Below are 17596 nucleotides of genomic sequence, written 5' to 3'. Positions count from 1 at the left end.
AAACTTAAGCCGAATATGGCATTTTTGGCGCCACTTTTTGATACCCGAGCGAAAAAGAGGTATAAATAATTGATTTATAGCAAGAGAATCGATGCGTTATATCGGTTACTATCTGTACATATTTTGTAAACTAAAATCAGCCCGTACATGAGGCGCGATCAACCAACGGTGGATGATAATGAAATATATAGCCATTATTTTGCTAGTAGCTGTCGGCATATTCTTATATAGACGAGCACAGCGATTAGCCCAAGAGGAGCAGCAGGAAGCACAGCAGCCTGTTGAAAAGATCGTGTCGGGCGAAGATAAGGACCTTGTGGTGCCAACCACTACGCCAGCCGATAACGCCGATGCGGCAGCCTCTGATGAATCCGCGTCGATAGAGACCGTTCCTCCTGTTGTAACAGAGCGCGAAGCGGTTCCCCTCGCTGCAGAGCCAGAGCCAGAGCCAGAGCCAGAGCCAGAGCCAGAGCCAGAGCCAGATGATAAAAAATTACCTCTCGCCGATGAATCTTGGGCTAACGAAAAGTTGACCAAGGCGCTAGATGACTACCGTGGTGCTAGTGCAACTACCGATAAACATAACGCTTTATTGCAGGTGATAGGTGAGTGTTATAAGCAACGCAAGCAGCAGCAATACCGTGAATATGGGGCGCAGTTGTCATCTGACTATCAGTCACTTTTTGCCACTTTAGCCGCTCCAGATAAAGAAAAAGGCACAGGCTTTATGCAGTTGTCTACCCTGCTCAATGATAGTGGTCAGTACGATGGCGCATTAAAGTTGTGTCAAGCGGCTATCGATTATGGCTTAAGCGATGGCACTATTACCGGTTTTGAAGGGCGTATGGAGCGTATCGAAAAAGCCAAGGCTAAAGCATCGTAGTAATCTACTGCAACACGCGCATAAGCCGTGTAAACTGGCATTTATATTGACGTTAAAGGCGAACAGGTGTCGCCTTTTTTATGTCTGGAACATTTATGTCAATTTGCCATTATTTGGAGCATTTATGCAAATTCGTTATCTCGTATTATCCAGCTGCGCGCTCTTACTCGGATTGACTGCATGTACTCAAGTGCCGCAATGGACATTATTTTATTATCCCGAGCAAGATAAGGTGAGCGAAGGGGAGTTAGCCCCCTATATTGCCGGTTATTATGATCAGCTAGAGCAGTGCCTCGCCAAAGGGGCGGGAATGGCAAGGTTGAGTCAATCGGGTCAGGGTGCCTATCAATGTGGCTATCAATGTAAAGAGGACGAGGCGGGAAGCATTCAATGTGACCGTTTCGAGCAACCGACACCATGAACTATTCACTCGATAAAAATGCAAAGAGCTTAATGATTAATGGCGACATTGATTTTGATCAGTTTGAGGCTTTTGCGACTCCGCTAGTACAAAGGTTGGATTGTCGAGTCATTGAGCGCCACTGGGGGGCCGATAGGCATCAGTGGCAGTTAGAGTTTGAAGGCACACTTATTGGGCTACACTATGAGTTTTACGGCGATATCTGCTGGCTTTCGGTTGAGTTAGATGAAGAGTTTGAAGTGCTAGAGTACTTAGTGACATTATTGGAGTCTTCTCGATGAGCGATGCGTCAACCCCTGCTGGTTTTCACTACCAAGCATTAACCCCTGATTTAATTCTCGATGCGATTGAGTCTTTGGGTATTTATCCAGAAACTGGGTTGCTAGCGCTCAATAGCTACGAAAACCGAGTCTATCAATTTCGCTGCGATCGCCAAATTCGTTACGTGGTTAAGTTTTACCGCCCCGAGCGCTGGAGCGATGCACAGATCTTAGAAGAGCATGAGTTTTCCGCCGAGCTGGCCCAGCAAGAGATCCCCATCGCCACGCCAGTGCTTATCGAGGGGCAATCATTACATCATTATCAAGGTTTCCGGTTTGCGCTTTTTCCGTCGATGGGGGGGCGCGCCTTTGAAGTGGATAACCTGGAGCAACTCGAAGAGGTGGGACGCTTTGTCGGGCGCATGCATCAATACGCTAAAGCCAACACCTTCACTTACCGCGAAACCTTAAGCCCTGCATTATTAGGCGATGAGTCACTCGCTTGGCTTAAGGCCTCGGGTCATGTGCCACCGAGTTTAGAGGTGGCCTACTTCACCATAGTGGAGCAAGTGCTTGCCAAGGCTAAACGCTTATGGGCCGAAGTGGATGCAACATCGATGCGCCTGCACGGCGATCTGCATCCGAGTAATATTATGTGGACCCCTGACGGGCCGGGGTTTGTCGATCTCGATGACGCCAAAATGGGCCCTGCGGTGCAAGATCTGTGGATGATGCTAGCCGGTGATCGGCAGCAACAAACCTTACAACTCGACATTTTGCTTGAAGCCTATGAAGAGTTTTGCGAATTTGATAAACGCCAACTTAAGCTCATTGAGCCGCTTCGCGCCATGAGAATGCTGCACTATAACGCTTGGCTCAGTCGCCGCTGGGAAGATCCCGCCTTTCCGATGAATTTCCCTTGGTACGCCGAGGAGCGGTATTGGGAGCAGCAAATTTTGGCCTTTAAAGAGCAGTTGGCCCTGCTAGATGAGCCTCCTCTGAGTTTAATTCCACAATATTAATTAGGGATAAGTGAGTATCTTGTAACAGAAAAAATGAACTAATGCGCTTGAGGTACACTCCAAAGCACATTATGTTATGTGCAAAATTATTGTTATTGTCGATGGTGCGTTAGCACCCAAAAGGAATCATCATGAAAAAAGCGTTACTGGTAGCATTGGCATTATTAATGGCCCCTATGGCGGCACTGGCTGCCGATTATAAAGAGGGTGTGCATTACACTGTGGTAAATAAAGGTCCTGCGACAGCTAAGCCTGAAATTGCCGAGTTTTTCTCATTTTATTGCCCTCACTGTTATAGCTTTGCCAAAGTGCAGGTACCGCAGATTAAAGCTAACCTCCCCGAGGGTGTCGTGTTTAAGCAAAATCACGTGGAATTTATTGGCCGTGAAATGGGCACAGAAATGTCGCGTGCATTCGCTATTGCGCATCAGTTGAAAGTGGAAGATAAGATTGAACAAGCGCTATTTGCTGCCATTCATGACAAGAAGCAACGCTTTGTTACTCGCGATGATATTCGCCAAGTGTTTATTGCCAATGGCATATCAGGCAAAGAGTTTGATGCAGCGGCTAACTCGTTTATGGTGAGTGCGCAGATGGCGCAGATGAAACGTGCAACTGAAAACGCTCAGTTATCTGGCGTGCCTGCGTTAGTGGTTAATGGTAAGTATCGTGTCGAAACTGGGGCAATTAAATCTTACGATGAACTGTTAGACATTGCTTTTTACCTAACCACGCTTAAATAAGTGTAACGGTAAATCATCAAAAGGAGCTTTTAAGCTCCTTTTTTTGTGTCTATTCAATAATGGATTATACCTATGGTATTAAAAGACGGATCTAAATAGTGAGCTGATAGCAAAGAACATTTTTTGTATTTATGTGATGTGTTGCCGCAATGAGCAAAAAAGATGAATTGAGAGGAAACTTACTGCGGTTTTATGAGGTCAAACTTAGCAATAATTACAATAACGCAGAGCCGTTTGCTTGGAGGTCTTATGAGATTTTTTCCGGTTTACGCCCCAAAACTCATTGTAAAACATGCGCGTATTTTTGTGTCAGGTGTTATCTGGGTAAAAGATTTGGGTCGTCTGGAGTTCGACAAAGGACGATTTTTACTGCCAAGGCAAAGTTTACCTCGAGTGAAGCAAGCCATTGTCGAGTTGAATCAGTTAATCGAGCGTCAACATAACGAAGCGAAGACGGTTTAGGTCTTCGCTGTTAGTGAGTGAATTTACTCGCTCACTTCGTCATTTAATAAACCCACAAGGCCAGTGACTTTTTCATTCCATGAATGAAGATCTTGGCTTAATTGTTGGTTCTTTTCACTTAGGCTGCTGTTCTTTTGTTTCTCTTCTTCGAGCTCCATTTTTAGTAGCTCAATCGTTTCGAGTGCAGCTTGGATTTTTGTCTCCAGCTTGGACAGTAGTTCAAGGCTCATCGGGAGTCCTAATAGTTTCTGGATGGGTCTATGATTCTATCAGCGCCGCCATGACAGTGAATAGCTAATTTATACTAATTGTCCAAAAAGTAACCAAGAATTCAATTAAACATCGTTTATTTTCCCCCTGAGTGCCATGAGTTACATTTTTGCAGGGATTTTAACGAGATAAGCTTCGCCATTGCGATGCTGCTCGGTTTGACCTGTTGAAAGCGCGGGAAGCGATATCTCTGCCATTGGCACACAATTTAAGGGGGAATTTATCTGAATGACGTATAACACAACGCCGTTATCCATAGATAACGGCGTTGTGTGGAAACCCCTTCTAGATTAGAAGCGGTAATCAACAGACAAGTAAACTTGCTGGCTATCATCAAGTGAGAAGGAGGCCGAACCTGCATCTGTGCTGATCCCGATATCGTAGTCTTGCTTGAGATAGCGGTACCCAATTTCTGAGCTCAGGTTATCGTTAATTTTATACATTAACCCCGTTTGACCACCCCAAACAAAACGGTCTTTTGACGATAGATATGAGGTGTCTGGACTGATGTGATTAACGCCCGCCGTGGCTCCAATAAACCAGTTCAGCTTGTTGCTGGCATCAAGCCCAAGTAGGTAGTCATATGAGAGCAACAAACTTTGCTGCTTGGCTAAGTCGTCAGAGTTATATGAATAAGTTGCATAGAGGCGATTATTATCATTTAAGTAAGCGCCCGCTCTGACTTCGTATACGGCGTCGTTTTCACGCTCTTTAGTAGAAAAATAATCATTATTAAATTCAGGATCGACCCCCAGCGCGGTCCCTTTGTAGGTATTTTGCTGGGCACCGACACTGCCACCGATGAACCAATCTGCGGCCATGGTTGGTGCTGATAATACAGCGGTGATAACGGCTGCTAAGGCTAATTTCTTGCTATTCATAATATGCTCCTTGATGAAATAAAGTGTTACCGTCTTTCGTTGAGGTAATAGTATTTCAAGTGAACTGAACGAAAACTGAATAATATCTAGATGAATTATTAAGCTATTTTGATAAAAAAATAGCCATCACTAGCCTGCTAGGGTAAAAGCTACATGGTTATGGCTGGCAAATATTGAAGTCGAAGATAGGGCGTTGAGGCACCTACTGAGTGTTTACGTTGCGGCAAGAGCTCAAGATTAAGTAGATTAAAACCGATAGTTTGTGATATTGAGCTAAGTTTAGGGGCCGATTGACAATCGGCCCCTAGAGAGCATGGTGTAATGCTATTGCGGCTGGTTACTTTTTAAAGAAAGCTTCGTTAGTGCCGTATGGCCCTAAGTTGAGATCGCGCTTACGGATGGCATCTACGCGGTCAAAGGCTTCTTCGGCAACGCGAAGGTTTTTAACGTCTTTACGCCAGTAATATTTAAAGCCATCGAAATGGGCATTGTTTGGATACCAATACATCACACCTAAGCCTTTATCAGACATGATAGGGGTGTTGTGAATGGTAGCGCCTGGAATGTAAAAGTATTGGCCAGTGCCTAGCTTATTAAACTTATTATCGGCCAGTGTTTGACCTTCACCATTAACGACGTAATAACACTCAGGTTGACCATGAAAATGTGGTGCGTGATCTGACTTGCCACCATCGGTGATACCAATAACCACAGGGCTGTCTGACAGCTCTTTCCAGATATAGCCAACTGGTGACTTAGTACGATCACAGTCTTTAACTTCTAGAATATTGCCGTCGTCATCCAAGGTCTTACAGAAGCGCTGATCCATGGGGATGCTGTCGTTGGCTTGAATGGTGTTGAAATCAATCTTACCTGCTTCCCAAGCGGCAATATAGGCTTCAACTTCAGGGTTGCTGCACTGCTCAGGCATAGTGTCTTGCGGAACATATGGTGTGCTGTCGTATGGTACTGGCGTCATCTGTTGGTAAGGGAGTTGGGCGTGGTTACATTGTGGCCCTTGGGCAACTGCAGCAGTTGATGCTAGTGCTGCAATACCAAACATCATTTTAAGTTTCATCATTCCTATCCTATTTTTAGTGCCGCAACGCTGCGGTATTTTGCTTGTAAATTGGTGCTTGAGCTAACAATAAAGTGATTGGTTTGTCGTAAAGGTGAATTGGATCACGCCGCATTTTTAACAGCAAAATTATTCGTGACTCAGCTCGCGAATAATCTTACCTATCCACGCGATCACAGATGAAACTGCATGCTGAGTTGGACGTAATTAGAGGCACCTTGTGCCGGAGCCGTTTCATGATATGAGCTGATGGTGTCATCGATTTGATAGCGGCCAACTTCAAAGCCCAGTACTAACGCTGGGGTTAAATTGGTAAAAACATTGAGGCCAATATGGGCGCGGTCAGTGGCTTCGACATCGGTTTTTGTGCGGCCGTAAAATAAGCTTGAACGCGTGCGTTCGGTCCAGAAATGACGATAAGCCAGCATTGCTGCTGTGGTTGTTTCTAATTCACCCTTTATTATGTCACGCGCCGCATCGGTACCGACATAACGGCCAAGGTTGCCGTAATGCAGTTGCAGCCTAATATCATCACGGCCGAAGGTGTTTAGCTTGGCGGCGAGCGACACTCCAGCACCAAATTGGGCTGTGTCTTCGGGATCTAAATACCGAAACAAGCTCGACAGTGAGACGTTGCCCCAATCCCCGCCTTGGTTATAGCGAATAATCGCATCGGGCACATAGTCGTTGTCAGTCTCTATCCATTGCTTATCTGTGGTTTTTGTCTCTGTTTGAGTGCCATAGGTATAGGGGTTTTCTAATGCCAGTTGCCAATGTCCGCTGGTTAATTTGACCAGCGCTTGACGCACCATCGCTTGGCCAACTAGCGGGCCACCTAAATCGGCTGTTTCAGCAAACGTACTGCTGTTGACCAGCGTTGACCAGGTTTGCCCTACGGTAACACCTTGGTATTCGACATAGGCATGCCTAAGGCGCGGGCTATAGGAGTTAGAAAACACCGCATTGCCTTGCGATGACCCTGCAAAGTCGACTTCCACAAACCCTATGACATCGCCATGCTCGATCCCCATATTAAAGCGACTCTCTGCGGCACTGAACTGGGTTCTCTTAGTGGCATCAGTGACGCTGCCACCGCCTGTCCAGCTGTCTTGAAAAGCGATGTTGCCATCGACAAAGCGCGCATTTGTTTTAAGAAAACCGCCAAATTGGTATTCACTTGCCGTTAATGGAGTGGAGAAACAGCTAATCAAACAGATACAGATGCATGTTTTAGTCATTAATTTCATAGTTATTTAAAGTGGGCTGTCAGAGAAAGTCGAAAAAGAGTGAGAACCATCTAGGGGGTGGTAGCCGGGGGAAGTGCCGTAACCAATCTAAATGTTGGCAGACTCTAAAAGAGTCGCCAGAGTTTGGCAGAAGCGAAGTGAGAGCGGCCTCGCTTCTGCCGGTAACGTCATATAGCTTTAGAAGTAGTAACCAAAGTTAATGTTAACGCGTTTGTCCCAGCTATCGCCCATCTCTGGTAGGCCAACATGGTCGTTGTTGGCGGTAGAGAAGGTCATGTTCTTACCCATTACAAAATCGACCATGGTGTAAGTTGGGCCTGCTGAAATCGCGCAGCCAGTGACGTTTTGCATGCTGTTGTCATAGCTGTCGTCATCGACATCGGGCGTCATTAAGCCAAAGTCGTTGTAACATTTAACGCTGCCCCAATCGGTATCGAACGTTTTTGCAATATTAACGTTATAAGCTTGGCCTTTAGCGGCAATTTCGTACTGCCAACTCACCACAGAGACACCGATTTTATTTGGGTCTTCAGCATCGGCGGCATCATACTCATACTGCATCGCCTGCATCTGTAAGTTCCAGCCCTTAAAGCTGCTGTCTAAGTGCAGTGCCACGGCGTAACGGTCGCCGTTATTACCCGTTTTGCTGTTATAGATTTGGCCATACTGCACCGAGCCACCAAGGGTGGTTTGGCCGCCTTGGTGTTCAGCGGTGTAGGTTTGGCGAATGTTGAGCTGGTTGGTCTCTTCGTTGTTATACTCGGTACCATTGATGGTGCCTGTGTATAGGTCGGTCGAGTAACGTTTGTTTTCTGTTGGGCCGTATTCTGCATTTTTGTAGAAAGCTAAGTCAGTGTGCCAGCCATTTTTTTCATAAATAGCTTTGATACCCACATCATGGTCATCTTCAAAGCCTAGGTAGTAGGGTAGGCCAAACCACCAGCTGTTGGAGATGAAATCACGGTTACCAAACGGCACTTTATTAATACCAAACTGTAGCTGCCAGTCTGGATCGATGTCGTAAAAGCCGTAGCCATATTTGATATAGTTCGTGCTTGAGGTAAAACGGTATTCTGCCGCAAGCCCCCAGTCACCTTGTTTACCGTCAAATTTGATCGCAGTCATATCAAAAGAAAAGTCTCCGCCCTTATCTTTTGAGGCTTCATCGTAGTCTTTGTAACCGTAATTAACACGTACGGCGCCGCCAACCTTGATGCCATCTTCTTGCTCAGCCGCGAAAGCGGTTGAGCCTGAAAGTGCTATCGCCGTTGCCACTATCGACAGCATAAACTTAGTGGTATTTCTCATCATCATTTCCTATTAGTCTTTTTAGTATTTACAGCAGAAACTATTACATTTCACCAAACCAAGTTCGGTGGCATTCGGCGCAGACGGGCGCTTTTTTCTCGTGCTCGCCATGACAGGCTAAGCAGCTTGCCCCTTGGTTGTAATGCAGTGATTTGTGCGGATGCGCTTCGGGGATCGCTAACTTGCTTTCATCGACAGCAATACTGTTGATATCGCCATGGCATTCAACACAGGCAGCGTCGGTCGCATTCTTTTTACCTGAGCCTTGGTGGCAAGTCTGACAACCATCTTGGTAGATAAACTCGTGGTTCACGCGCCCTTGGGTGCTGCCTTTCATTTTGACGAGGTCGCCCGCCATAGCGCTGCCTGAAACCGCAAGGCCTAGCAGTAAACTCAGTAATAATTTGTTCATTAGACAGCTCCTTGAAGGTCGGCTTGGATGGTTTCTGCAACCACTATGCCCATCACTAGGCACTCTAGGCAGGAGGTAGAACTCAAACGGGCTTCACCATGGATGCCGCCAGTGACTTCGCCTATCGCGTAGAGGTTTTTGATGGATGCCATCGAGCGGCCATCGATCACGCGAGCGCCTAAATCGGTTTTTAGTCCACCCATGCAGTAATGCACTTTTGGCCAGATGCGAGATACCACAAAGGGGCCGGTTAACACTTCAGCCGTGTCCATTTTACGGTTAAAGAGCGGATCTTTGCGGGCTTCAACATGGGTGTTGTATTCAGCGATGCTACGTTTCAATGGCGCCGCAGGAATATCGAACTTAGCCGCTATCTCATCTAATGAGTCGAGCTTCCACGCCATCTTGTCGCGTAAGGCGCGGATCACTCGATCGTCTTTGGCGTAGTTGCTGTAGTTAAACAGTACAATTGGATACGCGGGGCTGCCGTCAGCATTACGGTTTTTCATAATGGCTTCAGAGCAGGTCTTGCGGTCTGCACGCTCATCCATAAAGCGTTTGCCGTTGAGCACGCTGATTGCCGCGCCTTGATGCCAACCGATAGAAAGCAAGGCGTTAGACCAACCAAATCCGCCCTCATCAGGCGATCCCCAGTGACCTGTTTGAATAAGGTTCATGTGCACTGGCAGGGCACCATGGGCCATAGCAGTCAGGGTTACCTCACCGGTTGCGCCGAGCGCGTTAGTGCAATCAAGGGTTGGGTCAAGTGAAGGGTCAACCGCTTCACGCAGCGCCATGTTTCGAGCAAAGCCACCATTAGCTAGCACAACCGCCTTGTTGGCTTTGATGAATATTGTGGTACCAGTCTTTAGATCTGGGAAACGGTAATTTTTACGTACCTTAACGCCGATGATCTTTTGCCCATCCATAATGAAGTCTTCGATGTAGTGCTGCAGACGATAATCTACGCCCTCTTTTACACCCGCTTCATAAAGCTTGGTGGTGATATCGCCGCCAGTGCCATGTTGAGTACGGATGGCGCGTGCTTTATTGTGGCCACCCACCTGAATGTTAAAGCCTTCACGGAATTTAACGCCAGTATCTACGCATAAGTTATACGCATCGAGCGAGCGGTTAGCGATTTGACGCAGTGCATCTTCATTTTGCATGCCACGACCCGAGATGATCTGATCTTTTACTAGCTCTTCGGGTGAATCATCCTTGATGCCTTGGGCTAACTGAGTAGGGTTTTTAGGTATGGCTAACCAGCCGCCGTTGATGGCAGAGTTGCCACCAATCACTTGCATTTTCTCTAACACCAATACCGAACCGATGCTCTGGCGCTTGGCGTTTAATGCGGCCGATAGACCAGCAAAACCTGAGCCGACCACAATAACGTCGTGGGATTCATCCCATTCGATGGTGTTGCATTCGCTGGCCGATACGGTTCCGGGCATAGAGGCGGCTATCCCGCCAAGCGCGGCACCCGCACTGAGTTTTAAAAAGTTTCTTCTGTTGTGCATTTGATTGTCCTCTGCATCTGCGTGAGAGAAAGATAGAGGTTCTGCACTTGGTTAAAGGTGAAGTAAGTCACGGCTTTTTTTCAGTGGCAAACTTATTCGTGAGCCATGTCCCGAATAACTTTTTTTGGATGTTTTTATTCGCTGCCCATTGTTGCTGGGAGTTTATATGGAGCCGATATTTTTTATGCCAATCTTTGTTTGATGTAATTCACAAACCCCGCCAATAAAGCCCATTTAGCGTGAGGTTTATCCCGATACATTAAGCATCAACTGTCATTACGGTAAGTTGCTGGAGCATACTTAAGCTAAATTGATATTAAGGCGAAGAGCATGAAGTGCCCCTCTGAAACATTACCTATGATGCGTTGCAACCAAATTCTTGATGCGGCGGAGCGGCTCATTGAGACTCAGGGCATAGTGTCATTTAAGTTCTCTCAACTTGCTAAAGAGGTAGGGTGTTCTACTGGGACCTTGTATAAATTCTTTGAGCGCAAAGAGGATGTATTGGTGTGCTTATTTTTAAGAAGTGCGACATCGAATTATCTGCCCATCTTTATTGCTCAATACCCAGACCTTAGTGAGCAAGAGAAGGTCCTGCTGCCTATTATGTTTACCTTTGAAACCATTAAACGCTCAAAAAGCTTCTTTACGCTACGCTCTGTCTCTGTCAATACCATGGTGTGGCAGCTAGCCAGTGATGAAAAGGTTGAGCGTTTTAAAAAGCGTATCAATGCTTTTTGGGGATGGTTTACCGACTCACTCAATGCTGCTGTGGCTAAGGGCGAACTTGAGGCGACACCGCTACAAGTTAAAGAGCTAGTCCAGGGGATCACCTTCTATTTAACCGGATCTTTGACCCAATTTGAAAGCCAGCTCATTGCACCTGAGTACTTGTCTAATCGCCGCGAGACCTGTTATCGCCACTTGGCGAAATTGATGGGGCAATATAAATGGCTGCAGCCGCTTACCCATGAGTTATTTGATTGTTTAGAGGCACGCACGGTGAAATTTTTTGATCAGCACTATCGTGACCATATGAGCTGCGCAGCGTGCAGTGCTCTGTCACAGGTCGATCTTAATGCTAAGTCAACTTGTACTCGTCAACGCGAATAGCAGAATTAAATTTGTTACTTTAACGTTCACAAACTTGTACTAAAGCATATGCCTACGGGCTTACTGAACGCTGTCGTTTGGCTTGACTTTATTGCGATGCATCCATAGTCTGCTTATTCAGTAATCAAGGTGGTATGCAATGCACATAAACTATAATTTAAAACCTGCATGTGAACGTCGTACTGAGCAGTTTGAGCCTGAAACCAATGTGGGTTTTGGTAACCTAAGAACTGATCATATGTTTTTAATGGATTATCGCGACGGTGAGTGGCGAGATCCTAGAATTGTCCCCTATGGCCCGTTTGAGGTCGCTCCTGGTGCCATTGCACTGCATTATGGCCAATCCGTGTTTGAAGGCGCCAAAGCCTTTATGCATCAAGATGGTGAGATCTATACCTTTCGTTTAGATAAAAATGCTGAGCGTCTTAATACCAGTGCCGATATTCTCTGTATTCCTGCGCTGCCCGAAGCGATGCAGTTGGCAGGTATTAACGCCTTAATTGACGTCGACCGCTTGTGGTTCCCAATGCAAGAGGGGGCTTGTTTGTATATTCGGCCGTTCATCTTCGCCACTGAAGATAGGCTGTCGGTGAGTCCGAGTCAGCAATACACCTTTTGTGTGATGCTTAGCCCGAGTGGTGCTTATTATGCTGATGGTTTCGATAAGGCGATTCGTTTGCTGATTAGCGAACGTTTTCACCGTGCCGTGGCTGGTGGAACCGGGGCATCGAAAGCGGCAGGTAACTATGCCGCATCGTTGAAAGCGGGTAAGGCTGCTGCCGAATATGGCGCCGCGCAGGTGCTTTATCTTGATGCCAATAATAAGCAGATTGAAGAAGTTGGGGCGATGAACCACTTCCATGTGCTCAAAGATGGCACCATTATTATTCCTAAGTTTACCGATACCATCTTAAAGTCTATTACCTCGCAATCAATATTAGATTTAGGTGAGCAGCTAGGCTGTGAAGTGCGCCAAGAGACGGTGATGCTGGATAAGTTTATTAGCGACATTGAGTCAGGTGAGATTATTGAAGCGGGTGGGTTTGGCACCGCAGCGGTGGTCTCTCCTGTGGGGTCCTATATTTTTGAAGATAACCGTGTGGTGACTGTCGGTAATGGCGAAGTGGGTGAGCATACTCGGCGTATTTACCAAGTGTTAACCGATATTCAAAAAGGGCTGCGCCCAGCGCCAAATGGCTGGCTTGGACGGGTTGAGCGAGTGGAACCGGTAATTGCAATAGCGCGTTAGTCGTTATCGTGATACCAATAAAAAAGCGCCGATGAAAGGCGCTTTTTTATTGGCTTGTACTGTCATACTTGAGCCATGGTGTGTCTTTATTCATTGAATAATATGGTCGCATTCACCCGTACCGGTATTGCATTGGCATTTTCAGCGGTTGCTTTAAATTTATAGGATTCAAGATCTGCAATTACCGCGTATTGGTCTTTATAAAGCTCATCAATGGCAAGATTGACAATGTTACCTTGGCTGTTAATCTCAAATTGGACATGAATACGCTGTAAGTTGGGGTATTGGTTAGCGACTAACTGCCAATCGATGGCTCTGTCTTGGATAACCCAGTAGCGGCTCAATTGTGAGGGCGTGACATTAACCGCCGCCGAGTAGTTATGCATTAAGCTGCTTTGACAGCCAGTTAATAATCCCGTTATGAGTAACAGCGCCGCCATGAGCAGTGATGATTGATGTGGTCTGTTAAACATAATATGCCTGTCAAAAAAGGGTTGCATGACCCATCCTATTATTTATATCGCTTTAGTACTGTGACCAAGCAGGCGTGTTAATCATTTTGTATTTATAAACTAACATGTAGCCATAATGTTGGCAAAAGATATACCTTATTATCAATTGTATCGCCGCAGTGGGTTTTCATGATGAGGGGGGGGGCAGTGCTATTTATGTGGTTATGTGGCGCGGTGGGTCATTAATTCTGGCTTGGGGCTCAGGTAGGTATAGAGAGGTCTATTTGCATCAATGGGATATATTCAATGGAAAATGGCTTGATTAGGGTGGGTCGCTATTAGCGATTAATGAGCGCGCTATTACGCTGCGCGCTTATCGTTAGTAACGAAGCGGGTTACTGCTGAGTTGGACTAGATGCTAGCTTGTTGCTCACTCGTTGGTGAGAGTGATAACGCTGCAAAATTTGATGGATCTGCTCATCTTTTTGCTGCCAAACTCCATTGAGCCAGCGTTGAAATTGAGCGCGGCAATCGGCATCACTGAAATAGCGAATATCATCGACCTCGGGTACGGGGAGAGTTTCTATGCGGATCACTATCCGTTTGATTTTGCCGTGCATCACCTCTGAGAGTGTGTTGCCTTCAGAGTCTGGATAGACCAAGGTTACATTTAATAGGCTGGTAAATTGCTCGCCCATGGCCGAAATAGTAAAGGCGATGCCGCCCGCTTTAGGGCGTAACAGATAGCGATAGGGCGACCGTTGGCGTGCGTGTTTTTCTTTGGTAAAGCGGCTGCCCTCGACATAATTGATAATAGCGGTAGGGATGGTTTTAAACTTCTCGCAAGCGCGCCGCGTAGTCTGTAGATCTTTGCCTTTTAACTTGGGGTTTTTTCTCAACTGTTTAGCGCTGGTTCGGTTCATAAATGGCATATCTAAGGCCCAGCAACCCAACCCCAAAAACGGCACATAAAGTAGCTCTTTTTTGAGAAAAAACTTTAACATCGGAATATTGTTACGCAATACGTAGGTGAGTGCTGCAATATCGAAGCCACTAAGGTGATTGCTAATCAGTAGATACCAGCCATCTTTACGAAGCCCTTCTAGCCCCTCAACATCCCACTCTATCTTGGCAATGAGGTATAAAATACCACCATTACAGCAGGCCCATCCCCACATGCAGCGGTTCATCATGTGGGTCAGCATATTTCTAAAAGTGGTTATCGGCAGCAGTAATTTTACAAAGCCACCGATAACAATGAGGCTGCTCCACCATACAGTGTTGATGATCAACAAGAACATACTGAGTGCGAATAAAACTGAGCCGGGCAAAAAATTTAACATCTTTTAGAAGTCTCTTTTATAACAGGTTATTGCTTAGCGAGCTGATCCAATACGCTATCTTTCTCTTTCCAAATACGATTTAACTCGTCCTGAAAACCGATTTTAAATGCCCTATCATTTAAGTAATCACCGCGCATTTCACTAGCGATATCAGACACCTTTATATGGACTCTTACCTGCTTTACTTTGCCCGATATATAATCCCAATAGCTTGGGATATCACCAGGATAATAAATGGCCACATCGACCAGCTTATGAATATGCCCACCCATGGCTGATAGAGCAAATGCCATTCCGCCCGCCTTAGGTTTAAGTAAATGTTTAAACTCAGAGTTTTGTTTTTGATGTTTGGCAGGCGTAAAGCGGGTGCCTTCAACAAAATTCATCACGCTCACAGGCTTAGATTTAAATTTTTCACAGGCTTTACGAGTGATCTCTATGTCTTTACCTTTAAGCTTAGGGTTTTTACGCAGTTGCGCACTGGTGTAGCGACGCATAAAAGGAAAGTCGAGTGCCCACCAAGCCAATCCTAAGACAGGTACATAAATGAGTTGTTGTTTGAGGAAAAACTTTAAAAATGGAATTTTGTAGTTAAATATGCGTTGTAGCACCGGAATATCGACCCAAGATTGGTGGTTGGCGATCACCATATACCACTCTTTCGGCGACAGCTCGGCCTCGCCTTCAATTAGAATCTCGACCGGATGAAAGATGCGCTCGATAATGGTGTTAACACTTATCCATGCGGTAGCACAATGATCGAGTATATAGCTACAGCCAGTGCGTAAAGGCCCGATAGGTATTATTTTTACTATACTTACCAATAAGATAGGTGTTACCCAGAAGATGGTGTTAATAACATAACAGCTAAATGCTAGGCTGCCTCTGATCAGCGATATAACAGAGCCCATTAAATTCCCCATAAAAAATTTGAGACCTATGTTACTCGGCCTAGGGCTTTAGCTCAATGCTCTTAATATCAGAGGTTTTTTTCATTTTTTATGCTGCTGTTATTATGCGAGGTTATTTTGCAGCTTAGTCTGTTCAGTTTGCATCTTAGCCTGGTACGCGATTGCAAAATTATCTTTAACTTATCGAGCGGTTAATAACTATTTTTCAAGCTGTTAAGTAGCCTGTCCATGGCGCGATAACCTAAGGCTTGGGCGATATGACTGCGATCTACCGTTTGAGATTGCGCTAAGTCGGCGATGGTGCGGGCTACGCGCTGCAGTCGGTGATAACTTCTTACCGAGAGCCCAAGTTTATTGACACTTTGCTCTAAAAATTCCAGATCCGTTTGCGCAAATCCCCCGGTTTGCGTCAGCTGTTTACCACTCAACTCGGCATTTAAGACGCCAGCACGACTCAGTTGACACTCACGAGCCGCCTTCACTCTGCTCGCGATTGTCGCGCTGGTTTCGGCGGCATGTTGTTGCTGCGTCAAGGTGCCTTCGGGCAGTCGTGGGACATCTATGGTCAGGTCAAATCTATCGATAAACGGGCCCGATAAGCGTGACAGATAGCGCTGTATTTGATCTTGTGTTGCCCGTGCGTTTGCGGTGTCGCCGCAGGGGCTGGGGTTCATGGCTGCGATAAGCTGAAAGCGACTGGCAAAGGTGAGTTTAGCCGCCGCCCGTGAGATGACTACCTCACCAGTTTCCATCGGCTCACGTAAACAGTCGAGCACTTTTCTAGGAAATTCAGCCACTTCATCTAAAAAAAGTACTCCTCGGTGAGCCAAAGAAATCTCTCCCGGTTTGGGATGACTGCCACCGCCGACCAGTGAGATAGATGAGCTAGTATGGTGGGGGCTGCGAAAGGGGCGTTGATAAAATTGGGCTTTAGGTACGGTCTGCCCCGCGACAGAATGGATAGCGGCTACCTCTAATGCTTCGTCATAACTCAAAGGCGGCAGTAGCTGAATGATCCGGCTGGCTAACATGGTTTTTCCTGTGCCAGGTGGCCCTAAAAACAATAAGTTGTGGTTGCCTGCGGCGGCAATTTCTAAGGCGCGCTTAGCTTGATATTGACCGATCACATCGCTTAAACAGGTTGTTTGCGACGGCGCATTGTTAGCAATCCACTCTAAGCCAGTGGTGATCCTCGGTAGGGATTGCTGCCCGTGGAGGTAGGCACTGAGTCCCTGTAAGTGAGTGGCAAAAAAGCAGTTGTGGTATCCGACCAATTCGGCGTCGCTGCGGTTGTCGAGGGGCAGAATTAAATACTTGTGGTGCTTGCGGGCAAAAACAATCACCGGCAAGAGCGCCTGACATTGGCGAATGTGTCCAGATAATGCCAGTTCACCGACAAACTCGTGATCTTTTAACATGGCCGCTGGGATCTGTTTTGATGCCGCCAAGATACCGATAGCGATCGGCAGATCGTAACGGCCACCCTGTTTAGGCAGATCCGCAGGCGCGAGGTTGACCGTTATTCGCCGCTGTGGAAATTCAAATCCAGCATTGATTATCGCGCTGCGTACCCGCTCTTTAGCCTCTTTGACCGAGGTTTCCGGCAGGCCGACCAAATTGAAGGCGGGCAGGCCGTTACTGAGATGCACTTCAACGATAACTTCTGGGGCTTCGACCCCTAAACTGGCTCTGGTGGTGACGCAGGCAATTGCCATAAACAAATCCTTTTGTTTTTAGTCTTTTGTAGGAGTCTAGCATTAGCGCGAATGCGCAGTCCTAAGTGTAGCAGCTAAAAATGGGCCCGTTATTTAAGCAAAATATGCCGATTTATGTTGCCTATTGGCTATTTTCTGATATATAGACGCCAGATTGTGACATTGTCGTCTTGTCGAGCGACATATTGGCATCGAGATTGGGTTTTCGGTGGACTTGAGCTGACAGTCCTTGTTGCATCGTGTTGGCACTAGAGCCGATACCATTGGCAGCTCACACCTCATTACGATTAGGCGTACATATGA

Annotated in this window: 19 protein-coding genes; 8 read left to right on the top strand and 11 right to left on the bottom strand. The window is 46.4% G+C overall.

The annotated features are described in order from the left end of the window. Window positions 1-178: 178 nt before the first annotated feature. The 6 genes from AC5YB1_RS00230 (at window position 179) to AC5YB1_RS00205 (ending at window position 3791) form a co-directional block, all read left to right on the top strand. Entirely contained in the window at window positions 179-883 is a 705-nt protein-coding gene (locus AC5YB1_RS00230) for a hypothetical protein (protein WP_494520311.1), read from the top strand. 124 nt (window positions 884-1007) lie between these two features. Further along, a complete protein-coding gene (locus tag AC5YB1_RS00225) occupies window positions 1008-1304 on the top strand; it encodes a hypothetical protein (protein WP_494520310.1) in 297 nt (98 codons plus the stop codon). Beyond that, on the top strand, window positions 1301-1585 hold the full coding sequence (locus AC5YB1_RS00220; RefSeq protein WP_494520309.1) for a DUF3630 family protein: 285 nt from the start codon (window positions 1301-1303) through the stop codon (window positions 1583-1585). The genes AC5YB1_RS00225 and AC5YB1_RS00220 overlap by 4 nt, the downstream gene beginning before the upstream one ends. Further along, complete coding sequence (locus AC5YB1_RS00215; RefSeq protein ID WP_494520308.1) at window positions 1582-2586, top strand: serine/threonine protein kinase; 1005 nt, start codon at window positions 1582-1584, stop codon at window positions 2584-2586. Before AC5YB1_RS00220 ends, AC5YB1_RS00215 begins: the two co-directional genes overlap by 4 nt. 131 nt (window positions 2587-2717) lie before the next feature. Continuing rightward, window positions 2718-3329 carry a thiol:disulfide interchange protein DsbA/DsbL gene (locus AC5YB1_RS00210; RefSeq protein WP_475515212.1) on the top strand — a complete coding sequence of 204 codons (612 nt, stop codon included), beginning with the start codon at window positions 2718-2720 and terminating at the stop codon, window positions 3327-3329. 249 nt (window positions 3330-3578) lie between these two features. After that, on the top strand, window positions 3579-3791 hold the full coding sequence (locus tag AC5YB1_RS00205) for a DUF1107 domain-containing protein (protein ID WP_475515211.1): 213 nt from the start codon (window positions 3579-3581) through the stop codon (window positions 3789-3791). Window positions 3792-3814: 23 nt separating this feature from the next. Here the strand turns inward: AC5YB1_RS00205 and AC5YB1_RS00200 are convergent, their stop codons facing one another. The 7 genes from AC5YB1_RS00200 to AC5YB1_RS00170 form a co-directional block, all read right to left on the bottom strand. Beyond that, window positions 3815-4021, bottom strand: a complete 207-nt coding sequence (locus tag AC5YB1_RS00200) for a cell division protein ZapB (protein WP_110459054.1) — start codon at window positions 4019-4021, stop codon at window positions 3815-3817. A gap of 330 nt (window positions 4022-4351) precedes the next feature. Continuing rightward, a complete protein-coding gene (locus AC5YB1_RS00195; RefSeq protein WP_494520307.1) occupies window positions 4352-4942 on the bottom strand; it encodes an outer membrane beta-barrel protein in 591 nt (196 codons plus the stop codon). A gap of 337 nt (window positions 4943-5279) precedes the next feature. After that, a complete protein-coding gene (locus tag AC5YB1_RS00190; RefSeq protein ID WP_494520306.1) occupies window positions 5280-6023 on the bottom strand; it encodes a cupin domain-containing protein in 744 nt (247 codons plus the stop codon). A gap of 170 nt (window positions 6024-6193) precedes the next feature. Then, window positions 6194-7267, bottom strand: a complete 1074-nt coding sequence (locus AC5YB1_RS00185) for a DcaP family trimeric outer membrane transporter (RefSeq protein WP_494520305.1) — start codon at window positions 7265-7267, stop codon at window positions 6194-6196. 177 nt (window positions 7268-7444) lie between these two features. Further along, window positions 7445-8578, bottom strand: a complete 1134-nt coding sequence (locus tag AC5YB1_RS00180) for a hypothetical protein (RefSeq protein ID WP_494521675.1) — start codon at window positions 8576-8578, stop codon at window positions 7445-7447. Between the two features lie 40 nt (window positions 8579-8618). Beyond that, window positions 8619-8987, bottom strand: coding sequence for a cytochrome c3 family protein (locus AC5YB1_RS00175; protein ID WP_494520304.1), 369 nt, complete (start codon window positions 8985-8987; stop codon window positions 8619-8621). After that, window positions 8987-10510: a flavocytochrome c gene (locus AC5YB1_RS00170; RefSeq protein WP_475515206.1), complete on the bottom strand. Its 1524-nt coding sequence runs from the start codon at window positions 10508-10510 to the stop codon at window positions 8987-8989. Before AC5YB1_RS00170 ends, AC5YB1_RS00175 begins: the two co-directional genes overlap by 1 nt. A gap of 330 nt (window positions 10511-10840) precedes the next feature. Between AC5YB1_RS00170 and AC5YB1_RS00165 the strand changes: the two genes are divergently transcribed. Further along, complete coding sequence (locus tag AC5YB1_RS00165; protein ID WP_494520303.1) at window positions 10841-11623, top strand: TetR/AcrR family transcriptional regulator; 783 nt, start codon at window positions 10841-10843, stop codon at window positions 11621-11623. Between the two features lie 139 nt (window positions 11624-11762). After that, a complete protein-coding gene (locus AC5YB1_RS00160; protein ID WP_494520302.1) occupies window positions 11763-12872 on the top strand; it encodes a branched-chain amino acid aminotransferase in 1110 nt (369 codons plus the stop codon). Between the two features lie 86 nt (window positions 12873-12958). Here the strand turns inward: AC5YB1_RS00160 and AC5YB1_RS00155 are convergent, their stop codons facing one another. The 4 genes from AC5YB1_RS00155 to AC5YB1_RS00140 form a co-directional block, all read right to left on the bottom strand. Continuing rightward, entirely contained in the window at window positions 12959-13372 is a 414-nt protein-coding gene (locus AC5YB1_RS00155) for a hypothetical protein (protein ID WP_494520301.1), read from the bottom strand. 347 nt (window positions 13373-13719) lie between these two features. After that, window positions 13720-14667, bottom strand: coding sequence for a 1-acylglycerol-3-phosphate O-acyltransferase, YihG family (gene yihG, locus AC5YB1_RS00150; protein WP_494520300.1), 948 nt, complete (start codon window positions 14665-14667; stop codon window positions 13720-13722). A 26-nt stretch (window positions 14668-14693) separates the two neighbouring features. Next, window positions 14694-15578 (bottom strand): 1-acylglycerol-3-phosphate O-acyltransferase, YihG family, encoded by an 885-nt coding sequence (gene yihG, locus AC5YB1_RS00145; RefSeq protein WP_494520299.1) that lies wholly within the window; start codon window positions 15576-15578, stop codon window positions 14694-14696. 191 nt (window positions 15579-15769) lie between these two features. Further along, window positions 15770-17293, bottom strand: a complete 1524-nt coding sequence (locus tag AC5YB1_RS00140; RefSeq protein ID WP_494520298.1) for a YifB family Mg chelatase-like AAA ATPase — start codon at window positions 17291-17293, stop codon at window positions 15770-15772. Window positions 17294-17596: the final 303 nt, after the last annotated feature.

This window comes from Shewanella sp. 433, from assembly GCF_059338565.1.
Note: the sequence above shows the minus strand (reverse complement) of the source record. Positions and strands in the feature narration are given on the sequence as shown.

Excerpts from the sequence above, each read along its gene's own strand:
- AC5YB1_RS00205 (WP_475515211.1), top strand. The coding sequence starts at position 3,579 with ATGAGATTTTTTCCGGTTTACGCCCCAAAACTCATTGTAAAACATGCG.
- AC5YB1_RS00165 (WP_494520303.1), top strand. The coding sequence starts at position 10,841 with ATGAAGTGCCCCTCTGAAACATTACCTATGATGCGTTGCAACCAAATT.
- yihG (WP_494520299.1), bottom strand. The coding sequence starts at position 15,578 with ATGGGCTCTGTTATATCGCTGATCAGAGGCAGCCTAGCATTTAGCTGT.
- AC5YB1_RS00230 (WP_494520311.1), top strand. The coding sequence starts at position 179 with ATGAAATATATAGCCATTATTTTGCTAGTAGCTGTCGGCATATTCTTA.
- AC5YB1_RS00140 (WP_494520298.1), bottom strand. The coding sequence starts at position 17,293 with ATGGCAATTGCCTGCGTCACCACCAGAGCCAGTTTAGGGGTCGAAGCC.
- AC5YB1_RS00220 (WP_494520309.1), top strand. The coding sequence starts at position 1,301 with ATGAACTATTCACTCGATAAAAATGCAAAGAGCTTAATGATTAATGGC.
- AC5YB1_RS00195 (WP_494520307.1), bottom strand. The coding sequence starts at position 4,942 with ATGAATAGCAAGAAATTAGCCTTAGCAGCCGTTATCACCGCTGTATTA.
- AC5YB1_RS00160 (WP_494520302.1), top strand. The coding sequence starts at position 11,763 with ATGCACATAAACTATAATTTAAAACCTGCATGTGAACGTCGTACTGAG.
- yihG (WP_494520300.1), bottom strand. The coding sequence starts at position 14,667 with ATGTTAAATTTTTTGCCCGGCTCAGTTTTATTCGCACTCAGTATGTTC.
- AC5YB1_RS00210 (WP_475515212.1), top strand. The coding sequence starts at position 2,718 with ATGAAAAAAGCGTTACTGGTAGCATTGGCATTATTAATGGCCCCTATG.
- AC5YB1_RS00170 (WP_475515206.1), bottom strand. The coding sequence starts at position 10,510 with ATGCACAACAGAAGAAACTTTTTAAAACTCAGTGCGGGTGCCGCGCTT.
- AC5YB1_RS00225 (WP_494520310.1), top strand. The coding sequence starts at position 1,008 with ATGCAAATTCGTTATCTCGTATTATCCAGCTGCGCGCTCTTACTCGGA.
- AC5YB1_RS00185 (WP_494520305.1), bottom strand. The coding sequence starts at position 7,267 with ATGAAATTAATGACTAAAACATGCATCTGTATCTGTTTGATTAGCTGT.
- AC5YB1_RS00155 (WP_494520301.1), bottom strand. The coding sequence starts at position 13,372 with ATGCAACCCTTTTTTGACAGGCATATTATGTTTAACAGACCACATCAA.
- AC5YB1_RS00215 (WP_494520308.1), top strand. The coding sequence starts at position 1,582 with ATGAGCGATGCGTCAACCCCTGCTGGTTTTCACTACCAAGCATTAACC.
- AC5YB1_RS00200 (WP_110459054.1), bottom strand. The coding sequence starts at position 4,021 with ATGAGCCTTGAACTACTGTCCAAGCTGGAGACAAAAATCCAAGCTGCA.
- AC5YB1_RS00190 (WP_494520306.1), bottom strand. The coding sequence starts at position 6,023 with ATGATGAAACTTAAAATGATGTTTGGTATTGCAGCACTAGCATCAACT.
- AC5YB1_RS00175 (WP_494520304.1), bottom strand. The coding sequence starts at position 8,987 with ATGAACAAATTATTACTGAGTTTACTGCTAGGCCTTGCGGTTTCAGGC.
- AC5YB1_RS00180 (WP_494521675.1), bottom strand. The coding sequence starts at position 8,578 with ATGATGAGAAATACCACTAAGTTTATGCTGTCGATAGTGGCAACGGCG.